Genomic DNA, 24,427 nt, shown 5'->3' with positions numbered 1-24,427 from the left:
CACCTGTTGAGAGATTTGACATAGAGTTCACTGTTAAAAACCAAGGTTATTATTACTTGGAATGCAATTGTGATATGAAAGAAACTGAAGGCATGAGAATACTAATTGAAGATAAGATTATGAAGGGAAATCTAAAGACAAACCAAACCCACAAATTACATTACCTATTTTCGATCTGACATCTTATGGAGAAAAATCAGATATTATTTTTACATTAAATCAGGAATATGACCTAACATATACAATGAATTTAAATATACAAAATGAGGGAGAAGAACAAACTTACAAAATAAATAATAAAGCTTTTCCTGAAACAGAAAATCTTGAAGTAAAGGAAGGTTATTTAGTTAAATTGAATCTTATAAACAACTCGACAGAAGATAATCATCCAATGCATTTACATGATCACTTCTTCCAGGTTCTTAGTAAAAACTGAGTATCATTTTCAGGATCACCAGTTATGAAAGATCCGTTAAATTAAAAACCAGAGGAAGAATATGTTGAATTTGCATTTAAAGCAGATAATCCAGGTGATTGGATGTTCCACTGTCACGGCCTACATCATGCAACTGGGGGTATGGTAACTAAAGTGGTATACGAGATGTTTAAACCAGACTTCATACCGGACACAAATACAAATAATCAACCAGAATAATTTATCTTTAATGCATAATTGACCCTTTGTTACTCTTTTCCCAAAGACTACTAGGGAAAAGTAGAAGAAGTATATACACTTCTCAGGCTGTCGAGAAACCTCGGCAGCCTATTATTTTATCTGACACTTTAACTTTTCATCGCGTTAATTCAGTATAATCTATATAACAAATTGGAATGGTGATAATAATGTTTAATACAAGACAAAAATACAATATGAAGTTGAATTTATAGTAATAGATGACCTTGTTCCTGAAAATCATCTTCTTCGAAAAATAGATAAATATATAGATTTTTCATTCATTCTTGAAAAGGTAAAACCTTATTATTGTGAGGATAATGGACGCCCTTCAATTGACTCTTTAGTTTTTATAAAAATGATGTTTGTTGGCTATTTATATGGAATTCGCTCTGAGAGGCAATTAGAAGAAGAAATTAAAATGAATATTGCTTATAGATGGTTTTTAGTTGAAATTATCTAATCGAGTTCCTCATCATTCTACAATAAGCTGGAATCGTAGAACTCGATTTGCGGAAACAAATATATCCCAAGAAATTTCTGATGAGATCGTGTTTCAGGCAATGGAACATCGTATGGTAGGAGGAAGAGTTCAGCTAATGCGAATAAACACATATTCACCAGATAAACTGTTGAGGTTGAGGCTAGAGATGTTGAAGACTTAAATAAAGCTATTGAACAAGATCGTAAAGATCATGGGAAAAAGTCCTAAAAGAAAGGAGAGGAGGTGGAGGAAACCAAGGAAATACGAGTAAGTTCAACGATCCTGAAAATGGATTTATGTTTAGGGAAAACACACAGGAAATGTTCTGTTATCTAGATCATCGTACCACAGACTTTAAATTCAACATTATAAAAGATGCCTATGTTACATTAGGAAATTCTCATGATTCTGTTCCTTATTTATCAAGACATGTCCGCCAAATCGAGCAATTGGGTTTTAAAGTAGAAGCTTCAGCTTTGGATTCAGGATATTTAACTAGTGCTGTTTGTAAGGGATTATCGGATAGAAACATATTTGGAGTAATTGCCATAGAAGACTTAAACCAACCGAAGGTTTGTTTCCTAAATGGAAACTTACATATGATAAAGAGAATGATCTAGATATTTGCCCAAATAAGTTACCGAACAACTACAAGAGAAGGATATCGAGAATATAAATCTGATCCCAAGAAATGTGCAACTTGTGCCCTACTCTCACACAAAAAGTAGTAACTCGACATGTTTGGGAAGACCCTAAGGATAAAGTTAGATTAAATCGCCTTTCCCCATCTGGGAAAGAACTATATAAATTTAGAAAAGAAAAGGTAGAGCGAAGCTTTGCAGATTCAAAAGAATTGCATGGGCTTCGCTTGCCGGTTACGGGGATTAAGGAATGCAAGTGAGCAGGTGCTTCTCACCGCAGGCCTGCCAGAATATGAAAAAGATTGCCACACACCTAGCTAGATTAAGTTAGGTGTGTAAGAGGCTTTCTCTTTGGTTATCTAGAAAATTACTACTATTTATTAAAACATTTAAAGAAAATAAAAAAGCCTGTAGAGAAAAACACCCACTTTTTCTACAAGCTGAGAAGTGTATACACTTCTTTTATTTTTTTATATTAGATAATTTTAAGAGTACCTATCATTCCAGACTCTCTATGGCCAGGAATTGTACAATAAAATTCGAATTCTCCTGTCTCAAGTGGTCTAATCATAACCTTTGATTGATCTCCAGCTTGAGCATGTACATGAATGCTTTCATTTTTATTATGTTGATGAGAATCTACTTTTAGGATTTCTGCATTTAAGCCGCTTACTTGGAGATCATGCTCTACCTTTCCATTATTAATGAAATTAATTGTTATAATTTGATTCTTTTCCACATTAATTTGGTTAGGAAGATACTTAAATTCATCTGCAACAATATTGATAGTCTTTTTATTTTCTTGACCTGAATTTTTTTGAGGAGCATCATCTTGAAGTATTGTAAACTGCCCCTCTGATGTCTTCATTACTGTAGGATCAACAAAATTCATTCCAAAGAAAAATAACGATAAAGACCCTGCAAGTAACAATGGATTCTGAAAGATCTTTTGTAAGAAGCCTTGTGTTTTTGTTCTCATTTCTACTTCAAGCATATAAATAACGGTTAAAATCAAAACAACATATAATAAGAATAAAATTCGTAATAGTGGGTTCAAATATTCTTCCATAACCATTGCACCAAGCATTGCGCCCATCATTCCACCCATTAACCCTGAAAGCATTCCATCCAAACTTGCTAATAAGCTAATTGGAATACCAACTAAAAAACCAGATATTAGTCCAATAAGTATTCCTAACACAGTTGATAATAATAAATTATCAGGCACCTGTGATCCAAATATTGTACCTCCTAGTATACCAACCATCATACTAATTGCCATTGCAGACATCATGCCCTGCATTTGAGGGATTAACTTCCTATTCAAATTAATATAAAAAAGAGTAGCTATAAAAAAGAAAGCTGATAATACGATAATCATTAAGGAAACTGACAACCTAATTCCTCCCAAAACAAATAAAGTTTGTACACATTATATGTATACAAACTTTTAATTAGAATCATTTCTTTTTCCTTCTTAAAAAATATAAAATCCCGATAATCAAAAACGGGACAACCATAAATATACAGATTCCAATAAATGATTCAATGTAGGTATGAATTGAATTCCGCGAATGAAATATTGAACTTGTAACCGTTAGACAAATTACACCTAAAAGAATAAAAATTACAGGTATAACATTTAATAATTTATTCATCCTCATCACCCGACTCTTTCAATGGAAAGGTTATCTTAAAGGTAGTTCCTGCTCCTGACACACTTTGAACCTCAATATGTCCACTTAATAAGTCAATGATATTTTTCACAATAGCTAATCCTAAACCCGTTCCTCCTGCAACTCTTGTTCTAGATTTTTCAACACGGTAAAAACGTTGGAATATATATGGTAAGTCGTTCTCAGGAATTCCTACCCCTTGGTCAACAATGGATACATATAAGTAGTTTTGATCATTTGTTACTTTAACCATTATTGCTCTTCCATCATCGCTATATCTTATTGCATTTTCAAGCAAATTAATGAGCACTTGTTCAAGTCTATATCCATCTGTGTGAAATAAAGGAGTTGTTATAGGTAAATCAGATATAATTTTAATTTTTTTCTCATTTGCTTTCAAATTAACTTTATTTATTGAACTAATAACTATGTTTGTTATATCTAAAGCTTCTATATTTAGTTCTAATCTTCCTTCCTCCATTTTTGACAACTCAAACAGGTCATTAATAAGGGTAGTTAGACGTGTTGCTTCATCGTTTATAATATCTAAGTATTGTTTCTTCTCCTCTTCGTTACGATAGAGAGAGTTTTTCAAAACATGTGAATAACCCTTAATATAAGAAATTGGGGTGCGAAGTTCATGAGAAATATTGGCAAAAAATTCTCTTCTATTTGACCTAAAATCCTCAAGTTCTCTTCCCAACTCATTAATCGCTTTAGCAAGGGTACCAATTTCATCATTCGAAGTAATTGACAATCCTGTTTTAAGCGGACCTGTAGCAATCTCTCGAGTTGCATGAACCATCTTCAACAAGGGTGCGGAAAGTTTACGAGATATAAAAAAGGTAAAACCAATCGCAATTAATAATGAACCAATTACTGATATCATTAGCCAACTTCTCATATGTGCAATTGATGTATTTATACTTTCCATATTTGAGACAACAATTAGTCCGCCACTTACTCGATTGTTAATAAGTATGGGTTCACCGGAAATTAAATAAGTTTGAGAAGTTTTACTGTCATTATACTCTATACTTAGGTGCTGTTTATTCATAATTGGATTCTTTATTATTTCGCCAACTGATTTTCCTTCTTTAAAGTTAAGAAGACCAGTACTATTTAAGATGACACCCTTATTATTAAAAATAAATAGATCTACATTATTTAATTCAGAGATCATCTCAAACATATGATAGGACTCTTTATCATTAACATCTGTGATTGTTTCAGAGTACTTTGTCGCAAAAAAATCTATTTGTTCCATCTTTTGACTATAAAAGTACGAAGAAAATAATTGATCAATTGTATATATTAAAGGGAAAAGTACTATTAAAAATAAGATTAAAATAGTACCGCCTAGTTTAACTGTTATACTGTTAAGTTTCATACTAATTCTTCCATGTCGTTAAATCTATACCCCACTCCCCAAACAGTTGCAATGGGGTCATAATTTGATCCATTTTCCTTAATTTTGACACGAATGTTTTTTATATGAGTGTCAACCGTCCGCGTATCTCTTGAATCATTTACGCCCCACAGAATTTCAAGTAAGATCTCTCTAGTAAAAACTCGTTTTGGATTAGAGGCTAATGTACTTAATAATGTAAATTCTTTTGGAGTTAGATCTATAGTTTTACCTTCAATAATAACATTTCGACTTTCAGTATCTATTATTAATAAATTTGAACCAAAAGTCATCACTTCATCATTCGACTCTGACTTATTATTTGTTCTTCTTAATACCGCCTTAATTCGGGCTAACAATTCCTCAGGTTCAAATGGTTTTATTATATAATCATCTGCTCCAATATCAAGGCCATGTATCCTATCCTTTAATTCATTTCTTGCAGTTAGCATAAGGATTGGAATAGAATTAAACTTTCTAACTTCAGCACAAACTTCCCACCCATTCATGAATGGCATCATTAGATCTAGTATAATTAGATCTAGTTCAGTTTTCTTAATGATTCTTAATGCCTCTTCACCATTTTTAGCTTCTATAACATCATACTCGTTTGATAAAATGATGCTTAACAGATTCCTCATATTCCACTCATCATCAACTATTAGAATGGTCTTCTTCAATTTTCACACCCCTATTTTTATAAAAATCTGCTCTAATAGATTTTGAATTTTAATTTCCGGTCTATATTTTTCTTATCTCATTATAAAAAAAGACTATGATAATGAAAGAGATAAAAACAGAAATTACAGTCAACCTAGACAGATGTTTTTCTAATCTAGAATCCACTAATTCCTGAGTTTTACCTAGTTTAGATAGGCTCCCTGTCTCTTTTGGTTGTTCTCTTACTTTTTGCAACTCCAACAAGTTTAATAATTCATTATTTTCATCTCTTATTTCCAGTTTTCCATTTGTGTTTATTACTAGCTTAGTCTCTGCTTCTTTTCGAACTGTATAATAGTAATTTTTTGGGGCCAGATATTTACTATTGTTTAAGGTGAATTCTTCACCTCTAGCAACAGTTACTGTTTTAAAATTATTAAAGCCAAAATCAAGTAAAGCCATAGTATCGTTATATGCTACCGGCTGGGAAGTTGCTGATAATGTAACTGCAATTAGATCTAAATCTCCTCTAGTAGCAGTAGTTACAAGTGTATGTCCCGATTGATCTACATACCCTGTTTTACCTCCCGTAACCCCATTATAAGGTCTTTCTCTCATTAGTTTATGGTGACTAAACAGTGTAGTCTCCCATTTCTGATCCTTCCATTCCAATTCTTTTATTCCAAATATTTCTCTAAACACATCATTTTTTATAGCATACTGAGTAATTCTTCCTAAATCCTCTGCTGTTGTTACATGATTTTCATTAAAAAGTCCATGTGGATTTGTAAAGTTTGTATTTCTAACCCCTATTTCATTGTAAAGGTAATTATTAAAATTTTCCGAGAACGATTCTATTGATCCGTCAATATGCTCAGCTATAGCAACTCCTGCGTCATTTCCCGAATTAATCAGTAAACCTTGAATGAGCTTTTTAATCGTAATACTCTCCCCCTCTTCTAAATAAATCCTTGTACCTTCAGCTTCGGTAGCATTCTTACTCACTTTAGTCATAGCATTCAAGTCAGCATGATCAATAGCATATATTCCTGTAGCAATTTTGGTTAAGCTCGCTGGAAACATTTTTGTTTGGGCATTTTTTTGAAACAAAATCTCACCTGAATTTTGTTCAATTAATATAGCTGCTTCACTTTGAATATCAACTGTTTTTTCAGAATGTATACTACTAAACGTCTTAATTGGAAGTAAAATGTTTAAACCCAATACTAAAAGAGTGATATTAAAAAGCTTTTTCATGTTGCACCTACTTGTCATTTAATTATATTACCAATTTCTAGATATATAATTTTTATTGCCGCAGAAATATTCATTTAATAACTATACTATTTTAGTAAGAAAATTTGTAGAAACTATGTAGAAACTAAATTAAAAAACGAATTTAAAAAAACTTGGCTTATCGCCAAGTCCTAAAGTCAACGTCTTTTCATATACTCTAATCCCTCTAATAGTTAATCATTCCACAGTGTAAAAACCAAAAAACAGGTAATTACATTTTTTGTCATTACCTGTTTTACTCTATTATCTAAGTTCTTCTATATATATCGCTATACAACTGCATATAAAACCTGCTAACAACACCGATACTGAAACTATATTTATTTTAAAAAATAAATAAGATAACCCAAAAGAGAGAAATGTCCAAATCAACCAGTAGTGGTAGCTCCTAATAATACTCATTAGATATCTTCAGCATCCTTCCAGTAATATTCACTAAACACCTCAGCAAATGCTTCAATAGAGTTATACAGTTCAGGTAAATCATTCTCAACTCCCCCAAACTCTAGCAACAAAGCCCTATCAGTTAAGTCTTGATTATAAACTCCATTGCCCTGGCTTTTCCCCTTTACAAATACCCCCCTACTAATTCCTGGATATTTTTCTTCAAGAAGTGAGTGAATTTCTTTTGCGAGATTTAAATTTTCCTCATAATTTTTATGTTCTTTTCCAACAACAAAGAACAACCTTGCAAAAGGTTTACCATTGATTGTTGTCGTCGTAATCTCTCTCGACTGCGAATCTCTGTGTATATCGATTAAATAATTTAAATCATTATTTCCAGCCAATGCTTCTTGAACAAGTTCTCTAGAGTATGTGTAGGAATCATTGTAATCCCAATTTCTTTGTTGCAACGCGTTCGTTACATTCGTTTGATCATGTCTTACCCCTATTCCTCTATTCGTTAGTTCTTCCTTCAACCTACTGCCTACTGCAATAACATTTACTTTTGCATTATTACTAACAGCTTCATCTGGGTCATCTACTCCTTTTAATAAAGGAGCAAATGCCTCCCAGCTATGGGACTGATAGATATATACTACCTCTTTACCATTAGTAGTTTTTGCAGGAGCCAACTCTTTTACTGAATTGGAATTTTCTGTTTGTTCAGCCTCCTCAATCCTTTCCAACCTTTCATGGGCAATTTCTCTATCTTTGAGGAGTACTTCTAGTGGTGGTGGGGATTCAAAAGGAAGGTTAGTATAATCTGTACCTTCTCCAGCAACTACTATTTCCGTATCATAATTTGCAAAACCTGGTAACTCCCTCCCTAATAAAGTCCGTACATCGGCCATTTTTATATTTGTAGCAAGTGTAAACGCCGTTTCAGATAATGAAAAATCACTATTAGTAGAATTTTCACTATAAAAATAGTGATTTTCTGACCGTAAAAAATGAATAAAAAACTCATTGGCATCTAAATCTTCTATTAACTTACTTATCGCGGGACTAGGATATCTTATAACAGTGATAACGATAACACTTGTTAATACGAAAATGGCTACACTATTAATGACTAAAAAAGTTGAATTTGAACGTCCTCTTTTAAGCAACTTGTTTCCCTCCCTAGCATTATTTATATGTAAAAGTATTTATTTTTAGAAGTTTTATTTTTACTATTAGAAAAGTCTCTATCGATTTTACATAGAGACTTTTTCTATTAATATATATATATGAATTATTATCATAAACTCTGCACAATAGTTACAAATATTTTTTAGCTCTTAAAGCCTTTTGCATATTCCTGTAGTGCGAAGTACTGATCCTTATACCATCATCCATAAACCTCAATTCATCTTATACCATATTAAGAGGAAAGAAATGTTGTATACACCTAACTATTTTATAGAATTGTTATATATTAAGGTTATTGAAAATAATGTATAATTTATGGAAAAACTATTTTGAAGCCAAAAGTAAGTTGCAGAGCCAACTAGTAATTTTACATCAATAGCTACTTTATTTTTTTAAAAAAACGATCAATACTGAACGCGGTCTTTTTTAACCTAATGTGTATGAACAGATGCCATCTTTACCAAATATGAAATAACTAACAAAAGTTAGCAATAGTTACAGCATCTAATAATTTTATATTCATTAATCATAATATTGTGTTTTTAAATTTGAAGTGGGTGAATAACTTTATCTTTCTTAATAGATATTATCTATCTACGATTCTCGAATTTCATTTAGTTTCCCCATCTTGTAGCAATTTCTAACCAACCCCGCATTTTCTTCTATGATATCCAACACACCTGAACATTCACCTTATTTTTATTCACAAATCTATCATAACATCCCAATATATTAATAGCCACAATGTACCAAACTTACGTATTTTCAGTTTTACCTTTTAGAAAGTTAAATATTTCACAGTTCTAATCTTAGAGATTGTTAGTGATTTGTACTTAATAATTTACGTGTGTTTCTTCTTTGTTATTCATTGCATTGTATTGAACAAACTGACAATAAAAATATGAGACATATAGTTGATTTTTTCATAACTTCATTTTTATAAAGTTGATGAAACTATTCTAACTAGAAATATCAAGTATTTTTACAGAATACAAATTATTAATTCAACATACATGTACAGATAACAAACATATCAATACCTAAATATTAAGAAAATAGACGCGGGTCATCTTTTGTATTAAGAATAATAAAATAAAGTTGGTGATTCAAAATAAATTTCAATACATATTTTGATGATACTTACTGCGGTAATCACAGGAATGATTGTTCGCATTTTAACAATCAAAGGGGATTTCAGGCAGTACCCAAGCTATCCATATGGGTATCTCATTCATTTGCTCACAGGCTTTGTTGCCTCTGCATCAGGGGCTGTTGCGATCCCAGCATTGATGAACAAAAAATTTGTTGCTGTTACCTTCCTAACACTTGCTATTCAACAATATAGAAACGTAAGAAAATCTGAAAGAGAAATCCTTAAGGATTTGAAAATAAGAATATTCCTACCATGGAGATGCTTATATTGATGGAATTGCTAAAACCTTCGAAGCAAGAAACTACATTTCACTTACACTTACAATCCAAATTGTAAACAGTGATGTAAACTTGTCAGGTTCTATAGTTGGTTTATCGTATTGCTCATCTTAAAACGATTCTCAAAGGGTAATATAATTGGAGATATTGCTGATGTGGACGATGGGAAGGTTGAAGTGAAAGACTATAAACTTTTTGTTGATGGTATCTATGTTCAAACCTCTTAGGTTCTGAAAATACAGCTGCTATGTTCCAAAACAACGAGTATTGGGAGAAAAGCAGCTCTCATTATTAGCAGAAAATGAGGAACAACAAAAAGAGATGGTACAAGATGTAGCAAAGGCTATGAAGGCTGATGTTGTAAAAATGAAAAGTGGTGATTACATAGTGTTAAAAGTATAAATCTAAAAAGAGGAAAAAGCCACGTAATTACATGGCTTTTTATTTCATATCTAATAAATGATAATGTTCTTTTTAAAAGGATTAGTTATATTTAATTTATTAATATTTCTCTTTTTATTACCCTTTGTTAGAAGTGGTGAAATTCTTAAGATTTTTAGTTATTCATGAAAATTCTCGTAAATTAAACTTTATATACAAGGTGTTATTCAGGAAAATATCAACTAGTGTATTATCTTTACCATTTCGTTTGTTATATTTTTGTAAAGTATAGGATTATATTAGCTTATACAGTTAATGTCCATCTTCAGTCGAAACAGTTTTTGTAGTTTCGTAAATTCACAAAATATGTCCCTCCGTTTGGTCAATCTCAGTATTAAAATTATCTGTTATGGATTTTTCGTGACAAGCCCTATAGATAGCTCAACTAAAGGGATAGTAGAAACTAGTAGTGTAATTATGTCTCCCCTCATTATTTAATGTTTCAAAAAAATAAACTTTACTCCCTAATCCCATGACAACATTTATCTTTTCTTAAATAATGGAGCTAATTTTTCTTTTCTTTTTCTCCTCCTTTCAGCTATCAACTCATCCTGATTCTTACCTTTTAACGGTCTAGATTTTGAATTCATATTAATTATTTTTTTATCGCTCAAGATAATCTCTCCCTTTGTTCTTCTTTAGTAGTAGCAAGTATGTCCAGGAGAATCTAGTATTAATACATATCTAGTTAATTAAATACAAAAAAGCCCCTTAATTGTGGTGACCCCTAAAAGTTAGAGTTTTATATTAAGCAGCTAATTGGCTGGTGTGGATACGGTATTGAACCGGACTCCTGCCTGCCAATTTTTGCTTTATTCGCTTGTTATTATAATAAATGATATACTCTTCGATTTTCTTTTTTAATTCCTCAAATGAACAGAGTGCTTCTCCGTAGTACATTTCCTGTTTAAGTAATCCGAAAAAGTTCTCAATAGGTGAATTGTCTAAACAGTTTCCCTTTCTTGACATACTTTGGAACACCTTATGTTTCTTTAGTGTTTTTATCCATTTATTATGTTGATAATGCCAACCTTGATCAGAATGAATGGTGGTTCTGTACTTAGATTCTTTTACAATTTCTAAGGCTTCCTCGAGAGGTTTTAGAGCCAATTCTAAGGTTGGGCGCTTACTTATCCCATACGAAAGAATCTCACTGTTGAACATATCCATAATTGGGTTGAAATATAGTTTTTCACCATCTGAGCACTTGAACTCTGTTATATCTGTTGCTAGTTTTTGATGATACAAATTTGTGTGAAAACGTCTTTTGATACGGTTCTTGGCAATTGTTCCAATCGTTCCTTTGTAAGAACTATACTTTCGTGTTTTTCTTCTGAACTTATCGCATTTGAGTCCGAGCTTATTCATGATGCGTTGAACCTTTTTATGATTAACTATCAAACCACGTTGCTTTAAGTCCAAACAAATACGACGATATCCATAGTTGCCCTTATGTTCCTCAAACATAGCTTGAATACGTTCTTCAAGCTCCTGATTCGGATTCTCCTTCTTCATCATTTTCACGTGATAATGGTAGGAAGATTCGGGAATTCCCACTATTTGTAGAACATCTTTTAGTTTGAACTTTTCTTTGAGTTCGAACGATAATGCTGCCTGTGCTTTTCGAGATAACCTTCCGGGTTCACCTGAAAAGCTTGTAACTTTTTTAAGTATTCTACCTCTAACCGGAGAAGCTCATTTTCTCTCTCCAATTTTTGTTCGTAGGTCATTGCTTTATCTTCAACTACTTTTTTACTTCCTCGATTTATAGCTTTATCAGACATAGGTGGTCGTCCTTTCTGTTTATCCAGAAAATCAGCACCACCCTCCAAAAAAGCTTTCTTCCACGCTGATATCATAGGAGGGTTTGTAAGCCCAAATTCAAGGGCTGTTTCAACTACTGAAGATCCTGTACTTTTCATAAAGCTTAATACATCTAGCTTGAATTGAACAGAATAAATTTTTTTCTGTTTTTTCCTCATTAACCCTTCAGGTCCAAACTTCTCGTAATTTTTAACCCAATTAATAATTTGCTTATGTGATTTAATACCATATTTTTTGGCTAGCAGCTTAAATCCAAGTTGTCCTTCTTGATATTCTCTTACTACCATAAACTTAAATTGCTCATCATATTTAGACATAAATAAAAACACCCCAAAGTTAGATTCTTACTCTAACTTTTGGGGTGCAGTACAAATTGATCATCCATTAAGGGGCTTTTATTATTCTTTTATAGCAGCTACTTCTGAAATAGCTTTATTTATATCTTCTCTATATAAATCAAATTCATTTTTTGGATCTTTAATTGTAATGCTTGCAGGAATATCTGCAGTACCATTCAGAATACTTCGCGCTCTTGAATCTGCTAGATTAATTCTTGCTCTTCTTGCTCTTCTACGTTCTGCAATTATTTCCGCTTGGGACCTTATTGGAACCACTTGAGAACGAGCACCTAATTTTTCCGTACTAGATTTTTGAAGTGACATTAGATCCAGCCCCTTTCTTCTCTTCTCTCTCAATTTTATCATATAGAATACGACTTAAACCAAGAAGAATCTTGTAAATAACTCTTTTATCTACTATATCATTTGAAACAGATAATAGAAGACCTCTTTCATTAACTGACTTGTTAATCTGTAAAGAAATTATCCAAATAGTATTATTTCTTTCTTTTCCCATTTTCATCTTGTATGAAACAACTTCATAACCATCTTCTGGTTGATTATGATACATGTCCGATGTATTACTGTTAAAAACATCTATAATAGACTGTATTTTTGGATGGTGCATTTCTCTCTCCAAATCAATATATTTCGGAAATTCCGCTGTTGTTCCTACATCAGCTATCTTTTTTAGCTTCATTCCTTCTTGGTATTCATAAAGTGTAAAGTCAGATATGATCGCTAAATCTGGATAATCAAAATCATCAGACGATATTCTAAGTAAAATCTTTTGAATATGATCTATTAAATGAACCAAATAACTAACCGTTGACTCATAGACTTCTATTTCTAAATCAAGCTCTTTAATTGTGTCACGGTACTCATCCATTGCTGACTGTTCTCTGTTTCGCAATTCTAGTATTTCATTTTTCAGATTTTCCTCTTGTTTATTATATTGTGTAGTAATAGCCTGAACAATCTTAGAATCTTCGTCTTGTTTTGTTAGAACACCAGTAACATAGGCTGCCAATCCGCTATATGAAAAGTGTTTATCATACACAGTATGATTTAACAATTCATATTCAATTGGTCTATATTTTTTATAAGCCTGTAAATTAAAATAAGGATGGTAGATATTAAGCATTTTATCCTTATAAAAAGGAATTAGGCAAAGAAAGATGGCCACAAAGACTAGAAAAGTTATTCCAGCTATCAACACCCAATGCAATTCCGCAAACCATGTGATAACACTGGCAACAGCTCCACCTATTATTGGAAGTCCAGTTAAGTTTGCTATTTTCATCTTACCAACCGTTGTAACTGGCTTATAAAATTTTTTCAAATCCTTTATGATTAATAGTACCAAATCTCCGAACCAATTAGACTTTATATCATCTTTTGTTGATTCAGTACGAAATATATCTAGAACCTTGTCCATTTTAGGGGCAAGGTTATGTAAAAATCCATGATAATTAAGTTTCTCCGACATCTATCACAACACCTCCAATAAGTAATACCAAATTTTTCTTTAAATGTAAATCACTCAAAGTTAACAATAGAAAATACTCCTTCTTGGTGTTCTGGTAAATCTTCGCCAGATATAAACCCGTAACTTTGCTCTTGCTTACCTAATGCTTCACCTATAGCACTAAGCATGAGATGGTTTATAGCAGCCTTATGTGTCCTATCTGTAAATGAACCATAAGACCAGCCAAGCCATTTATATACCTCTTCAGCGGCTTGTAAATCATTATCAATCCCTCTATTACAAACTACAAAGCTAGCTCTATTCCAAACAGCTTGTCTTTTCTTAAAATCAAGAGAAGATGGGAAGAAAAAGTATGATTTCCCAGTAGCTTGTTGTCGTTCTTTAAGAAATTCAAATAATTTATCTTCGCTCATATTTAACTCTACTGTAATATAAAAAACTGGGTGAGGATTCTTCGTTAATTTTTGGTTAATCGTTTTATTAGGAAGGAAAATTAATTCTCCATCATAATCAAATTCTCTAGGATTTAATTCATCCCTTTTAATAGAAATCCCATCAACTTCTACCCAGCAGTTTAATATAGCATCTATTTCATCCTCTTGAATTAAAGAATAGCCCGTTTCCTCTTGGATAAATAGGAGGTATTCCAACAAAATTCGTCTTCCCATAACAGTCATAGCACCTGGTAGATATTCCTCATAACTTGCACGTTTAAATGATTCATACCTGTGTCTAAGACTTAAATCGCCTTCTTCAAAGAAACTAAGATAATTCGATGATTCTCTTTCCAACTTTAAAACGTTTAATTTCTTTTTAAAGAGTTGTCTAGGTAATACCTCTCGAAATCGGATATCATTCCGCATTCGTAACATAAGGTTTTTCCATTCCAATAGATACTGGTATTTGGTTTTCCCTTCTTCAATATGGCGAACAAGCATCGGATCATTCCCACTCAGCATTCCGCAAGTCCAGCATCCTGCTCTGCTTCCAGCAGCACCACAAGCGTTGCCTTGATCACTACTTGTTTTCATACCACACTCCATAATAGATTCACCATATTGTAGTGTTAGATCACTTAACTTTACTCCAAAGGGAAAAACAGTATAATCCATAAGTTTATACCAGAGAAAATCAGAGGAAATAAATTTCAAAGGGCCATAACAAAGGATTTCATCAAAATCACTATGACCACTAAAATAAGATTCTTCACTTAATTCCCACTTGGCTATTGAAGCCCTTCTCCTAGCACTTTCTTCATTTCTGGTACCAAGCATAAGAATAAGTTGATGCTTCGCTTGGTCTCCTATCCTAATTGGAGCTTGTGATAAAAGTTCTTTTAGTTTATATTGTGATGGGTAGATTTTTAAAGACGCTGTACACCAACGGTGACGTGTATTAGGTGTTGAAATAAGAGTTCCTCTTCCAAGTACTTTGAACCAAAAGGACTGTTTAAGACTTGGTTTTACAATTGTTGTCTCAACTGGTATCCGTTGTTCATCAGCAGATCTTTGTATGCTATCAATCGCATTATGGAGATACTCAGTCATATCAGGTGTTTCCACGCCTGTATCAGAAGTTATTAAGTGCACCTTCTTTTTTCTTTGATAAACAGGTAAAGACAAGAGCATTTCCCATAACAGTAGCAATAATAAGGTTGAATCCTTACCTCCTGAATAAGCCAATGCTAGCGGAACATCTTCCATTAAATAAACCTTTTTCATATGTTCTTTAATCTCTTCAAAAATATCACTCATGCGAATTGTCCCACTGCTAAACATAAAAAGGGGTGTCCCCCTGCTAAAATGTTTAGCAAGGGAACAGTCCCCTCCTACGTTATATTGTTTTTATTTGACCTTCATTTTTCGTAGTTATAAATTTAGTATTCCGTATGCTTTAAATAGTTTATTAAAGGCTTCATAGGTACTTCCTGAATCAGAAGATTTAATCTCTTCTTTCGCTTGGAAAGTCGGCGATACCTCATCCCCCACTTCTCTTGGATCGACTTCCATTGTCATTACTGCATATTTACCATCTTTTGTGACATTGAAATGATAATCACTACCCCAACCAGTCTCACAGATGATTGAGAAAGATAATGTTGTGCTAGATAAATGAACGGACATCAAATCTACAATAGCATTTTCATGATTATATAGATCAGTTAAGTAATGAATTGTCTCATAGAATTGTTTATTGATGTCTTTTTTAGGCGTAATTTTAAATATCTCCTGAGATTTTTTTATTGCCTCTGAAATGAAAACAGATAATCCATCAAAGGAAATACTCTCCTGTGACACTAACCTAAATAGATCATTTGTAGAAACATCAATATCACGATATCCTTGAAAAACAGCAGACCATCGATGCCCCATAGTTACATTCCCTTTAGAGCGATAAGTTCTAACAAAGGCAGAAGCTTCTACCTTGTTAGTATTACCTTTTAAAAAGATATGCAAGGCATATGTGATTGACCTTCTTTTCTTTTTACTAGTGCGTCTAACAGTTCTGTAAAAAGTCAAAACTTCTACTGCATCACCCGAATGTGTATCTCCAAATTCTTCTTTAATGTCAACATCCCTAACGGCCACTTTATTGAAAACACCTAAATCTAAAAGTTTTGCTGCTGTTGGAATTAAATTTGCTACCATTTTTTCTGACATTATATTTTCCTCCTCTTATTTAAGAGAGAACTACTACATATTAGTAATAGTTCTCTTATGACTTCTATTTTTTTGTAATTAACACTTATTAACGAATTGCTAATGCCTTCAAATCTTTAATTGAAACTTTCACATCATAGTTACTTGAATAGATCCGCTTATAAGCTTCAACCTTTCGTTTTAACCTACTCATTGCTATGACCTCTTGAGTTCTTGTTAAATATGGGCTTTTCATTGTTCATCCTCCTAAAATGTGCAATAAAAAAATCACGACAGTCTCGTGATGATTTGTAAGTGTATTTAATTCTTCCTAACGGACTGGTAACACAAGCGCAAATTGTGCAGCATCTTCACTGACAGGCTTAATGAGTACGGGTTTCATTACTCCAGCAAACTGAATTAGTACATCCCTCGTAGTAAGACTTTGTAATGAATCCTTAAGGTAAACTACATCAAGATTTATTGTAATTTCTCCCTCTAAATCAGCTAAAAATAATTCCTCTTTTCCTGAAGAGATACTAGTTGTAAAGATAAGATCTAATGCAGGTAATTCAGAGTTTTTAAAGTGAAATTTCGCCACTTTCTTTTTATCTGGCTTCAAGGAAATTTTTGCTCTATCACAAGCTCTTATAAGCTCTTCCCTATTAACCTTAGACTGGCATTCAAAATCATTAGGAATTAGCTTAGTAATGTCTGGATAGCTCCCCTCCAAAAGCCTTGTGGTAAAAGTAAGATTATCTGTCTTTATGGTCATCCTATTTTCGTGAATGATCATTTCGCATTCTTTGACGTTTGATAGAATTTGAATAAGTTCATCAATCGACTTTTTAGGTAAGACGGTATTTTTCAATTCTGTAGCTTCCTGAAGTAAAGGAACTGCTTTAGCAGCTAACCTATGACTATCTGTTGCAATTAGAGTTAAATACTGACCATTTGAAACAATATGTACCCCTGTTAGGATTGGTCTTGTTTCATTTTCTGATGTTGCGTGTTTAACAGCTGAGAGACCTTCTGAAAAAAGAGTACCGTCAATTTTAAAGGAATTACCCTCTTGAAGCACGTCGACTACAGGGTAATCTTCACCATTCATAGTTGCTATGTTAAACTGAGATTTCCCCACTACTATGTTTACTTCATTTTTCGATTCCTTTTTTACTAATTTCACATCACCTTTAGGTAAATTCTTCATCAATTCTTGAAAAAACGAGGCCGGAACCAAAAAAGATGTTTCTTTGGTTGCTCCTGTTAGTTCATTTGATTGAATCTCTAAACTAATATTTTCGTCCATACCTCTAATAGATAAAGATGTTCCCTTAGCTTGAATTAATACACCAGATTTGATGTCGTCATTCTTATCAGACGCAACAGCTTTTGCCCTTTCTAATACTTGTAAAAAACCCTTTAAATGATTAATTTTTATGCTCACTTAAATCCCTCCTAAAATGTGTAATAAAATTTAATAGGTGAGCGCCCTACAAAACTAAGATTTATTCCTTATGACAACGCAAAAAAGCCCTAGGGGCAGACTTCCTCTAAGAGAAAATACTACCCATAGGGCTTAAAACTTCAATGCAAGGCTCTATCTGAGCAATAAGAAATAAATATATGGTTATTATACTACTTTTTTTTATTAGATCAAATAAGTTATTTAACTACTAAAAGCCAACACTCTTTAACTATTTTTGTTCAAAGTGTAAGTATATCTTCTTCATAACCTACTATATACATGTAATACTAACTTACTATGAGATTAATTCAACACTCTTTAAAAAATCTTAAAGATTAAAATGGTAAAAAGGTAAGTTTACCTGCAAAGTTTTTTTAATAAAGATTTTAGATCGTATCTGTAAAATGATACGGTCTTTTTTTATTTGTATTTATTTAAAAAGGTGACACCCTAAAAACCTTAACAAACCTAGTCATATCAACTCTTCAAGTCACTTTTTAAAAACCCTCTCTATTATCACTATTATTTAATAGCAATTCGCCCTTTGGTTTTGCAACCCTGTATTTCATAATTTTTCGTTAATGTCTTAAAGACTAAAAGGTTGCCATTAAGGCAACCAAAACCAGTTTGTATGGTGGTTTTATTCATAAAACTTAGGTGTGTAACCAAAAAAAACATATATACCAATGGTTTAACCGACTTTTTAGAACTTGTCCCTTCTCACTCTCTATGTTACACACAGTAATTCGCTCTTTGTTTTGCAGCATTAATTTTATTAATTTTTGGTTATGCCATAAAGGCAAATAACTTAATAGATTGAATATTTTGAAGAATAGGAGGAATTTAACATTTTTTGTAGAAATTAGTTAACCAGATATTTAAGAATAGGAGGATATTATGAAAAAGAAATTTGTTTTCTCAAGTTTATTGGTTATTGTGTGTTTACTTACTACAATATCTGCACAAGCATATGGATTTTTAGGAAATAAAGTGCCTAACCCTAAAGGAATAACTTATTATATTGGTTCTTCGGTGGGATCATGGAATACCGATGCTAGATATGGAGTTTTTGCTTGGGATCCAGCACCTGAGATTGTGATTTATGGTCAAAAATACACAAAATCACAAGCTACGATAAGGTTCGAATATTCATCAACTGATACAAATGACTATGCTACAGAAGTCAGTGAATGTCGTTGTAGTACTAGTGATTATTCAAACATAACTTTCTGGGCTGATTTTGGTCCTTTATCTGATGATCGAGAAAAAGAAACGGCAGCACATGAGGTTGGACATTCATTGGGTTTAGCTCATGAAGATGATGTTCCTTCAATTATGGTATCGGGGCCAGAATGGCTAGATAGTATTTATCCTGTATCAGATGATTGGTCTGGCATTCGAGCGAGATATTAAGGAGGGGAATTTTCAAATGAAATACAAAGGGATTCTAATTAAAACGATTTTAGTTTCACTAATCTTTTTTGGTGGTATTTATATTTACAAAGATAACGAACCTGTTACTGAACAGTCTTTTTATGGTCACGGAAAACATGAAGGGTTTGAAAGTGTTGAAGCTATGGAGCATAAATCCACTTTAATTGTTATAGGGAAGAAATTAAATAAAGAGGAACCTACCATACTAGAAGATGGTGTAGTAGGTGAAGATGGATATGAAGGTATTATGGGTGGCTATACAATATCAAATTTTCAAGTTAAGAAGGTTATTAAAAATACTTCTGGTCAAGAAGTTATTAAAAATGATGTGATTTCTGTATTAGAAAATGCTGCTAGTGATACTATTGGTGATGGCAAAAAAAAGGTTAATTATTCTTTAGATGGATATGAACTTATGGAAAAAGGTAAACATTATATATTATTTATGGATGAAAGTAGTTCTGATCCTGGAACATTTATCCCTGTAGGTGCTGTATATGGTAAGGCTCCATTAGAAACAGATGAATTAGAATTTAATGGTAATGATAAAAGTGTTAAAAAACTAATTAAGGAAGCAAAAGCAAAATATAAAGATATAATCAATTTGGTTGAAAATTAAAACTAAGAGTATATCATATACATCTTTAGTTACCATAACATCAACAATACGAAGCGAGTAAAAGAGCCAAACTCAATGATATCAAGGGGTTGGCTCTTTGTTACTTTTATAGATTATGCATTATTTTATACAATGTTGATAGATTAACCTTTTTAGGGTATTTCTTAAATATTTTTGAGGTTCTTTGTTCACATCATGAGAGATATTGATTTTTTATTCTTATTTAGGATTTTACTACGGCTTAGAAAATATTAATTATTTAAACCTCTTTCAATACCACCAAAATTTCAATCAATTGCGGTAAATGAAAAAGATATATAAAGAAGATAAAGTGTGATAATAGCTAATAAACTGAACTTTCTCCATTCAATCTCGTGATACTTTAATCTATATTGTATTAATTCAATAAGTTGCTCTTGTTCTCCTATAGACCAATGTTTATAAGTTCTTTTTTGCATATTTCCTCTAATATATTTTCACTCTATTTCTTACTAAAAAAGGACCAACGCTTCCTCTTTGATTCTGGTAATAATTTACTAAGCAGTTCTTTCCCTACTACTTTTTCTGTAAGAATTGCCATCGTGCTTTTTAGTTCATTTTTAAACTCATCATCTTCGGGTATATGCTCCCATGTGGAACATCCTTTTATTAAAGCTGTCGTCATTTCATGAACATATGGTATATGGTAGACGTCTCCATTAATTGAAAATGAATCCCTTAGTTTATCTTCATACTTTGTACGCAGGTCTTTTGTTGAGTAGTTTAAAATCATTGAAATCTTTTCAGGGGGTATTTGTTTTCTAAACTCGCTATACTCATCAACGCTTCTATTCACTCGCACTGGATCAAAAGTTGAAGTAATGAATATATGGTCTGCTTGCTTTAAGATAACCCTTTCATGCTCATGTGTTAAATTATGAGACATATCATAAACGATTATAGGAATTTGACGTGCATATCCAATGAGATAAGCCGTTTTTAATAAAGACCACTTTTCTAATAAGTCGTTAGGTCCCTTTATGATATACGTAACATTCTCAACTTCTATATCGCTGCCCTTACGAATAACTTGGTCTTTATCTATACTTGAAAACCAACTTTTCCAATCTTCTTTTACTCTAACCTCTCCATCTATTGCTTCATACCAATATGGAGCTGCATATGGGCTTTCTACAAGACCTACATGAAGATTCAATGTTGCAAGGTGTTCAGCAAATAACTTAGCCATAGAGGACGATCCAGCCCCCTCAAACGCACTAGCAAACACTATTAATTTAGGTTGTACAATTAATTGTTGATATACCGGAACAATCTTTTCAACAACTCTTCCTTCTTGCGGACGTACACCGGAAACAATAATCTCTTCAGCAGCCTTTATCTCTTCTTCTACTTTCTTTTTTTTCATATCTTCTGTGGCTTTTTCAACTTGATTCCTGAAGCGGATTATATTTTTGAAATTTGGTTCTTGATTTAACTGCTGGATATAATCTTTTGGAAATGTACCTTCGTTAAAGATATCAGTAATGTTAAAAGTGGTTAGCTTTGCTAAAAATAAGTCATCTTCAGATCGATCACAGAAGAAAACGATCCTCAAATTATAACTAAAACGCCTAATATCCTCTATAATATTTTCCCATTCAACATCTGACTCACCACGATTATTACTTTCACCTAATAAATCATCACCTATAATAGTCATTTCCGGAGATACTTCATTTATTTTTTTCACCAGTGATCTTCTTGTAGGAACGATAGCAACAACATGACCTATACCAGATTTTTTTATATCCTCCTGTATCATGGCATCTAAATGTTCATTACCAGTGCCAATAATAACATCCATCTTTTAACTCACACCTTTTTTCTGACTATAGAAAAAGACTTTTTCTAACACTTCTCTAAATTCGATATATGAGACCTTTTCATTACTATGCAATGATTGAAAGACATTCCTGGTAACGTATTCCCATACCTTTTCGTTAACACCTGACGTTCCTGATTCCATTTTAGAAATCGCACTTCTAGATAAATTTACTCTTTCCGCTAATTCTGATTGAGTTAATCCAAGTTGCTTTCTAAATAAAAGGACACACTCCCCTTTATGAGGAGGGAGTAATATTTCAATTAAATTTGGATAAACAGATAAAAATTCCATCTTCTCTTCCTTTCTTAAGCAAAAAAAAGACGCACCTATCTCTTAGTCTTGATACCAAGAGATAAATGCGTCTTCCGCCTAACGATTCTATCAATTTACATTAAATTATACGTCAATATTCCCATATTATAAAGAAAAACTTTTTCCTAATATCAGCTTTTGATTAAAATTAATCATTTCAACAAATAATCTAGTTAATCAAAATACTGTTTTCAATTTTAATTTAATCAATACCTTCTGTAGCTTTGAAATAAAGTTTGATCAAAAATACCTTGCAAACCCATATTTTACGATAAATAAAAAGAATCCATTTTGAAAAAAGATTGATCAAAATGGATTCTTCTCCAGCAGATTTAAGTTTGGTTTTTATAAAAAAGTTTGATCATTCTACCTACGTTGTTTCACAATCTCGCTTTTTATTGTCGAAGAAAGAAAGCATTCAATTTGGATCTTACAAAAATAAGTAACACCCATTCTCAATTCATTAATTCAATAAAGTTCTAACATTATTTAAAAGCAATTGAAGTTTTATCACTCCAAGTTTCATTATAGTTTTAAACGCTCTTTTTGCCAAAGGTATGTTTAGTATACCAACTATAGTTATAACAATTAGGGCATAGCATGATATTTTTATCCAAGAAAATTGTGATGAAAAACCATCAGCACTAAACTCTGTTATTTCACGTATACTCCACCAACTCCGAGGATCAACAAATGCTGAAGAACATAAAAGTAATACTGAAAACAAAGCTATAAATTGAAGATAAAGTTTTTTTAATACTCCTACCAAATTAATCAACTCCTTTTTCTAAATTGATTCAACATTAAATTGAAACTATCCTGCCCAATAACAAATAATGAAATAAAAAACAGACTGCTGCTACAGTCCATTAATGTTCTACTCTAGCGCTTTTATTGTGGAAGATCGAACATTGGAGTGCTAATAATTCCTACAAAGGTTTCCAATTAGGGTCTTTTATATCATTCTGGCTTGGTTTTCTAACAGAATCAATACAAAATTCTGAGCATGCACCGAATTTAATAAAGTTTTCTTGTGCTTGCCTTAATGAAACATCATTTGCTCCCCCCTGGTAATCTGGATCTCGAAATTGTACACCATCGTCTTCCCAAAAGCATATTTTACAAATTGCATATGTATCTGTTGGCTCTTCATCCAATGTTTTATATCCACAACAAGGACAAGTATATTTCATGTAATCGCCTCACTCTATATAGAAAAAAGTCTATAATATTTCCTATAAAACTATCCACTTTATGTTCATAAATTAACTGAAGGGCATCATGAAAAAGATAATACGAATTGATAATACTTTACAAGCACTTCTAAACAATCATTCATTAACTTACATAAGGCTTTTCCTTATTCATTAAAAGCGCTTTCTATTGCTGAAGATAGCAATTTACTTGAAGAACTTGGTAATCCACGAACGGTCAGATACATTTAATAAATCTACAACAATGGATGCAACTTTCTCAAAATCTTCTACTGATTTTGCATTTTCAAAATTAAACCATATACCGTCTTCATCTATTGATTTGGCTCCTAACCTAAATCTTTCGTTTATATCATGGGCAGTAACTTTGTTTGGTGGAATGTACTCTCCCCAATGTGTTGCTATACCTTCTATTGTACAAATCGCTAATTCAACTACAAATGAGCCTCCCCATTTGTTAAATTGAAAAGTAATTAAATCTATGTTAGTTTCATTCTTTCTTCTAAAGTGAGGTAATGAGCCTTTAAATCCTTGTTCTCTTAAAAAAGGTATTGCAACTTTTTTTCAAGAAGTATTCATCATTTCCCTGTCATTCAATGCCATTTTTCATCCTCTTTTTTCTGATTGGTTTTCAACTATTCTACTCCTTTAGTATAAATGAAACTACTTACACTTCCTTTTCCTTTTCAAAGTGTGCTTCTCATTTCCTGAGGTATTTTTAAAAAAACTATAACCCTTTTTTCAAGAACAGCGCTTTGTTCGTAATATAAGTTTAACCAGGTTTTACTGGTTGAACTTTTTTTATTTAGTTTTATTATAGCGGTAGTCGGAGTAGAACGAAGCGCTTGTGGGACATGATCCCGTCCGCAAAACTGTTCACTCCCTACTTGTATAATCATGTTTCAGGCTGGTTGGGACAAAGATCCCGTTTAACAAGCGAA

At 32.4% G+C, this 24,427-nt stretch carries 25 protein-coding genes and 2 pseudogenes; 8 read left to right on the top strand and 19 right to left on the bottom strand.

Translation table 11 applies throughout. The features are described from left to right. Positions 1 to 244 precede the first annotated feature (244 nt). Both COD11_RS27665 and COD11_RS19445 read left to right on the top strand, forming a co-directional pair. Positions 245 to 655 (top strand): annotated as a pseudogene (locus tag COD11_RS27665) (multicopper oxidase domain-containing protein). A 208-nt stretch (positions 656 to 863) separates the two neighbouring features. Further along, a pseudogene (locus COD11_RS19445) lies at positions 864 to 2,129 on the top strand (IS1182 family transposase). 144 nt (positions 2,130 to 2,273) lie between these two features. Here the strand turns inward: COD11_RS19445 and COD11_RS19440 are convergent. The 5 genes from COD11_RS19440 to spoIIP all read right to left on the bottom strand — a co-directional run bounded on the left by COD11_RS19440 (position 2,274) and on the right by spoIIP (position 8,391). Further along, positions 2,274 to 3,194, bottom strand: coding sequence for a cupredoxin domain-containing protein (locus tag COD11_RS19440; RefSeq protein ID WP_098798538.1), 921 nt, complete (start codon positions 3,192 to 3,194; stop codon positions 2,274 to 2,276). 254 nt (positions 3,195 to 3,448) lie between these two features. Continuing rightward, positions 3,449 to 4,864, bottom strand: coding sequence for a sensor histidine kinase (locus tag COD11_RS19435; protein ID WP_098798537.1), 1,416 nt, complete (start codon positions 4,862 to 4,864; stop codon positions 3,449 to 3,451). Next, entirely contained in the window at positions 4,861 to 5,562 is a 702-nt protein-coding gene (locus tag COD11_RS19430; RefSeq protein ID WP_098798536.1) for a response regulator transcription factor, read from the bottom strand. Before COD11_RS19430 ends, COD11_RS19435 begins: the two co-directional genes overlap by 4 nt. A 61-nt stretch (positions 5,563 to 5,623) precedes the next feature. Further along, the gene (locus COD11_RS19425) at positions 5,624 to 6,799 is read right to left on the bottom strand and encodes a D-alanyl-D-alanine carboxypeptidase family protein (RefSeq protein ID WP_098798535.1); all 1,176 of its coding nucleotides are present in this window, start codon (positions 6,797 to 6,799) and stop codon (positions 5,624 to 5,626) included. A gap of 440 nt (positions 6,800 to 7,239) precedes the next feature. Then, positions 7,240 to 8,391, bottom strand: a complete 1,152-nt coding sequence (spoIIP, locus tag COD11_RS19420; RefSeq protein WP_098798534.1) for a stage II sporulation protein P — start codon at positions 8,389 to 8,391, stop codon at positions 7,240 to 7,242. Between the two features lie 1,182 nt (positions 8,392 to 9,573). On the opposite strand from spoIIP, the gene COD11_RS27660 reads away from it, so the two are divergent. The 4 genes from COD11_RS27660 to COD11_RS27655 are packed head-to-tail and all read left to right on the top strand — an operon-like array spanning position 9,574 to position 10,246. Beyond that, positions 9,574 to 9,837 carry a YIEGIA domain-containing protein gene (locus tag COD11_RS27660; protein ID WP_255301651.1) on the top strand — a complete coding sequence of 88 codons (264 nt, stop codon included), beginning with the start codon at positions 9,574 to 9,576 and terminating at the stop codon, positions 9,835 to 9,837. Beyond that, positions 9,833 to 9,958, top strand: coding sequence for a hypothetical protein (locus tag COD11_RS27890; protein WP_369689288.1), 126 nt, complete (start codon positions 9,833 to 9,835; stop codon positions 9,956 to 9,958). The genes COD11_RS27660 and COD11_RS27890 overlap by 5 nt, the downstream gene beginning before the upstream one ends. Continuing rightward, the gene (locus COD11_RS28025; protein ID WP_369689287.1) at positions 9,946 to 10,071 is read left to right on the top strand and encodes a YIEGIA domain-containing protein; all 126 of its coding nucleotides are present in this window, start codon (positions 9,946 to 9,948) and stop codon (positions 10,069 to 10,071) included. Before COD11_RS27890 ends, COD11_RS28025 begins: the two co-directional genes overlap by 13 nt. 40 nt (positions 10,072 to 10,111) lie before the next feature. Continuing rightward, complete coding sequence (locus COD11_RS27655) at positions 10,112 to 10,246, top strand: capping complex subunit for YIEGIA (protein WP_255301650.1); 135 nt, start codon at positions 10,112 to 10,114, stop codon at positions 10,244 to 10,246. Between the two features lie 521 nt (positions 10,247 to 10,767). Here COD11_RS27655 and COD11_RS27650 read toward each other — a convergent pair. The 9 genes from COD11_RS27650 to dnaN all read right to left on the bottom strand — a co-directional run bounded on the left by COD11_RS27650 (position 10,768) and on the right by dnaN (position 18,022). Next, entirely contained in the window at positions 10,768 to 10,899 is a 132-nt protein-coding gene (locus tag COD11_RS27650; RefSeq protein WP_255301649.1) for a hypothetical protein, read from the bottom strand. Between the two features lie 133 nt (positions 10,900 to 11,032). Further along, on the bottom strand, positions 11,033 to 11,959 hold the full coding sequence (locus tag COD11_RS19410; protein ID WP_141549714.1) for an IS3 family transposase: 927 nt from the start codon (positions 11,957 to 11,959) through the stop codon (positions 11,033 to 11,035). After that, entirely contained in the window at positions 11,860 to 12,426 is a 567-nt protein-coding gene (locus COD11_RS19405) for a helix-turn-helix domain-containing protein (RefSeq protein WP_098798532.1), read from the bottom strand. The genes COD11_RS19410 and COD11_RS19405 overlap by 100 nt, the downstream gene beginning before the upstream one ends. A gap of 81 nt (positions 12,427 to 12,507) precedes the next feature. Beyond that, complete coding sequence (locus COD11_RS19400; RefSeq protein WP_098798531.1) at positions 12,508 to 12,771, bottom strand: hypothetical protein; 264 nt, start codon at positions 12,769 to 12,771, stop codon at positions 12,508 to 12,510. Then, positions 12,752 to 13,936, bottom strand: coding sequence for a hypothetical protein (locus COD11_RS19395; RefSeq protein ID WP_098798530.1), 1,185 nt, complete (start codon positions 13,934 to 13,936; stop codon positions 12,752 to 12,754). The genes COD11_RS19400 and COD11_RS19395 overlap by 20 nt, the downstream gene beginning before the upstream one ends. Before the next feature lie 50 nt (positions 13,937 to 13,986). Continuing rightward, positions 13,987 to 15,714: an adenine nucleotide alpha hydrolase family protein gene (locus tag COD11_RS19390; protein ID WP_098798529.1), complete on the bottom strand. Its 1,728-nt coding sequence runs from the start codon at positions 15,712 to 15,714 to the stop codon at positions 13,987 to 13,989. A gap of 90 nt (positions 15,715 to 15,804) precedes the next feature. Then, complete coding sequence (locus COD11_RS19385; RefSeq protein ID WP_098798528.1) at positions 15,805 to 16,596, bottom strand: hypothetical protein; 792 nt, start codon at positions 16,594 to 16,596, stop codon at positions 15,805 to 15,807. An 88-nt stretch (positions 16,597 to 16,684) separates the two neighbouring features. Next, positions 16,685 to 16,831 carry a hypothetical protein gene (locus tag COD11_RS27025; RefSeq protein ID WP_176551151.1) on the bottom strand — a complete coding sequence of 49 codons (147 nt, stop codon included), beginning with the start codon at positions 16,829 to 16,831 and terminating at the stop codon, positions 16,685 to 16,687. Between the two features lie 75 nt (positions 16,832 to 16,906). Continuing rightward, positions 16,907 to 18,022: a DNA polymerase III subunit beta gene (gene dnaN / locus COD11_RS19380; RefSeq protein ID WP_098798527.1), complete on the bottom strand. Its 1,116-nt coding sequence runs from the start codon at positions 18,020 to 18,022 to the stop codon at positions 16,907 to 16,909. Between the two features lie 918 nt (positions 18,023 to 18,940). On the opposite strand from dnaN, the gene COD11_RS19375 reads away from it, so the two are divergent. Further along, positions 18,941 to 19,456 carry a matrixin family metalloprotease gene (locus tag COD11_RS19375; protein WP_098798526.1) on the top strand — a complete coding sequence of 172 codons (516 nt, stop codon included), beginning with the start codon at positions 18,941 to 18,943 and terminating at the stop codon, positions 19,454 to 19,456. A gap of 16 nt (positions 19,457 to 19,472) precedes the next feature. Beyond that, positions 19,473 to 20,096, top strand: a complete 624-nt coding sequence (locus COD11_RS19370; RefSeq protein WP_098798525.1) for a hypothetical protein — start codon at positions 19,473 to 19,475, stop codon at positions 20,094 to 20,096. Between the two features lie 481 nt (positions 20,097 to 20,577). On the opposite strand, the gene COD11_RS19365 is transcribed toward COD11_RS19370, so the two are convergent. The 5 genes from COD11_RS19365 to COD11_RS28020 all read right to left on the bottom strand — a co-directional run bounded on the left by COD11_RS19365 (position 20,578) and on the right by COD11_RS28020 (position 24,038). Then, on the bottom strand, positions 20,578 to 21,939 hold the full coding sequence (locus COD11_RS19365) for a hypothetical protein (RefSeq protein WP_098798524.1): 1,362 nt from the start codon (positions 21,937 to 21,939) through the stop codon (positions 20,578 to 20,580). A gap of 3 nt (positions 21,940 to 21,942) precedes the next feature. Next, positions 21,943 to 22,251 (bottom strand): helix-turn-helix domain-containing protein, encoded by a 309-nt coding sequence (locus COD11_RS19360; RefSeq protein WP_098798523.1) that lies wholly within the window; start codon positions 22,249 to 22,251, stop codon positions 21,943 to 21,945. A 484-nt stretch (positions 22,252 to 22,735) separates the two neighbouring features. Next, positions 22,736 to 23,041: a hypothetical protein gene (locus COD11_RS19350; protein ID WP_098798522.1), complete on the bottom strand. Its 306-nt coding sequence runs from the start codon at positions 23,039 to 23,041 to the stop codon at positions 22,736 to 22,738. Positions 23,042 to 23,201: 160 nt separating this feature from the next. Then, positions 23,202 to 23,465 (bottom strand): CPCC family cysteine-rich protein, encoded by a 264-nt coding sequence (locus COD11_RS19345; protein ID WP_098798521.1) that lies wholly within the window; start codon positions 23,463 to 23,465, stop codon positions 23,202 to 23,204. 207 nt (positions 23,466 to 23,672) lie between these two features. Beyond that, a complete protein-coding gene (locus tag COD11_RS28020) occupies positions 23,673 to 24,038 on the bottom strand; it encodes a DUF4304 domain-containing protein (RefSeq protein ID WP_098798545.1) in 366 nt (121 codons plus the stop codon). Positions 24,039 to 24,427 lie beyond the last annotated feature (389 nt).

The organism is Bacillus sp. AFS040349, assembly GCF_002577655.1.
Classification (GTDB): domain Bacteria; phylum Bacillota; class Bacilli; order Bacillales; family Bacillaceae; genus Metabacillus.
This window is presented reverse-complemented; position numbering and strand designations above follow the sequence as displayed.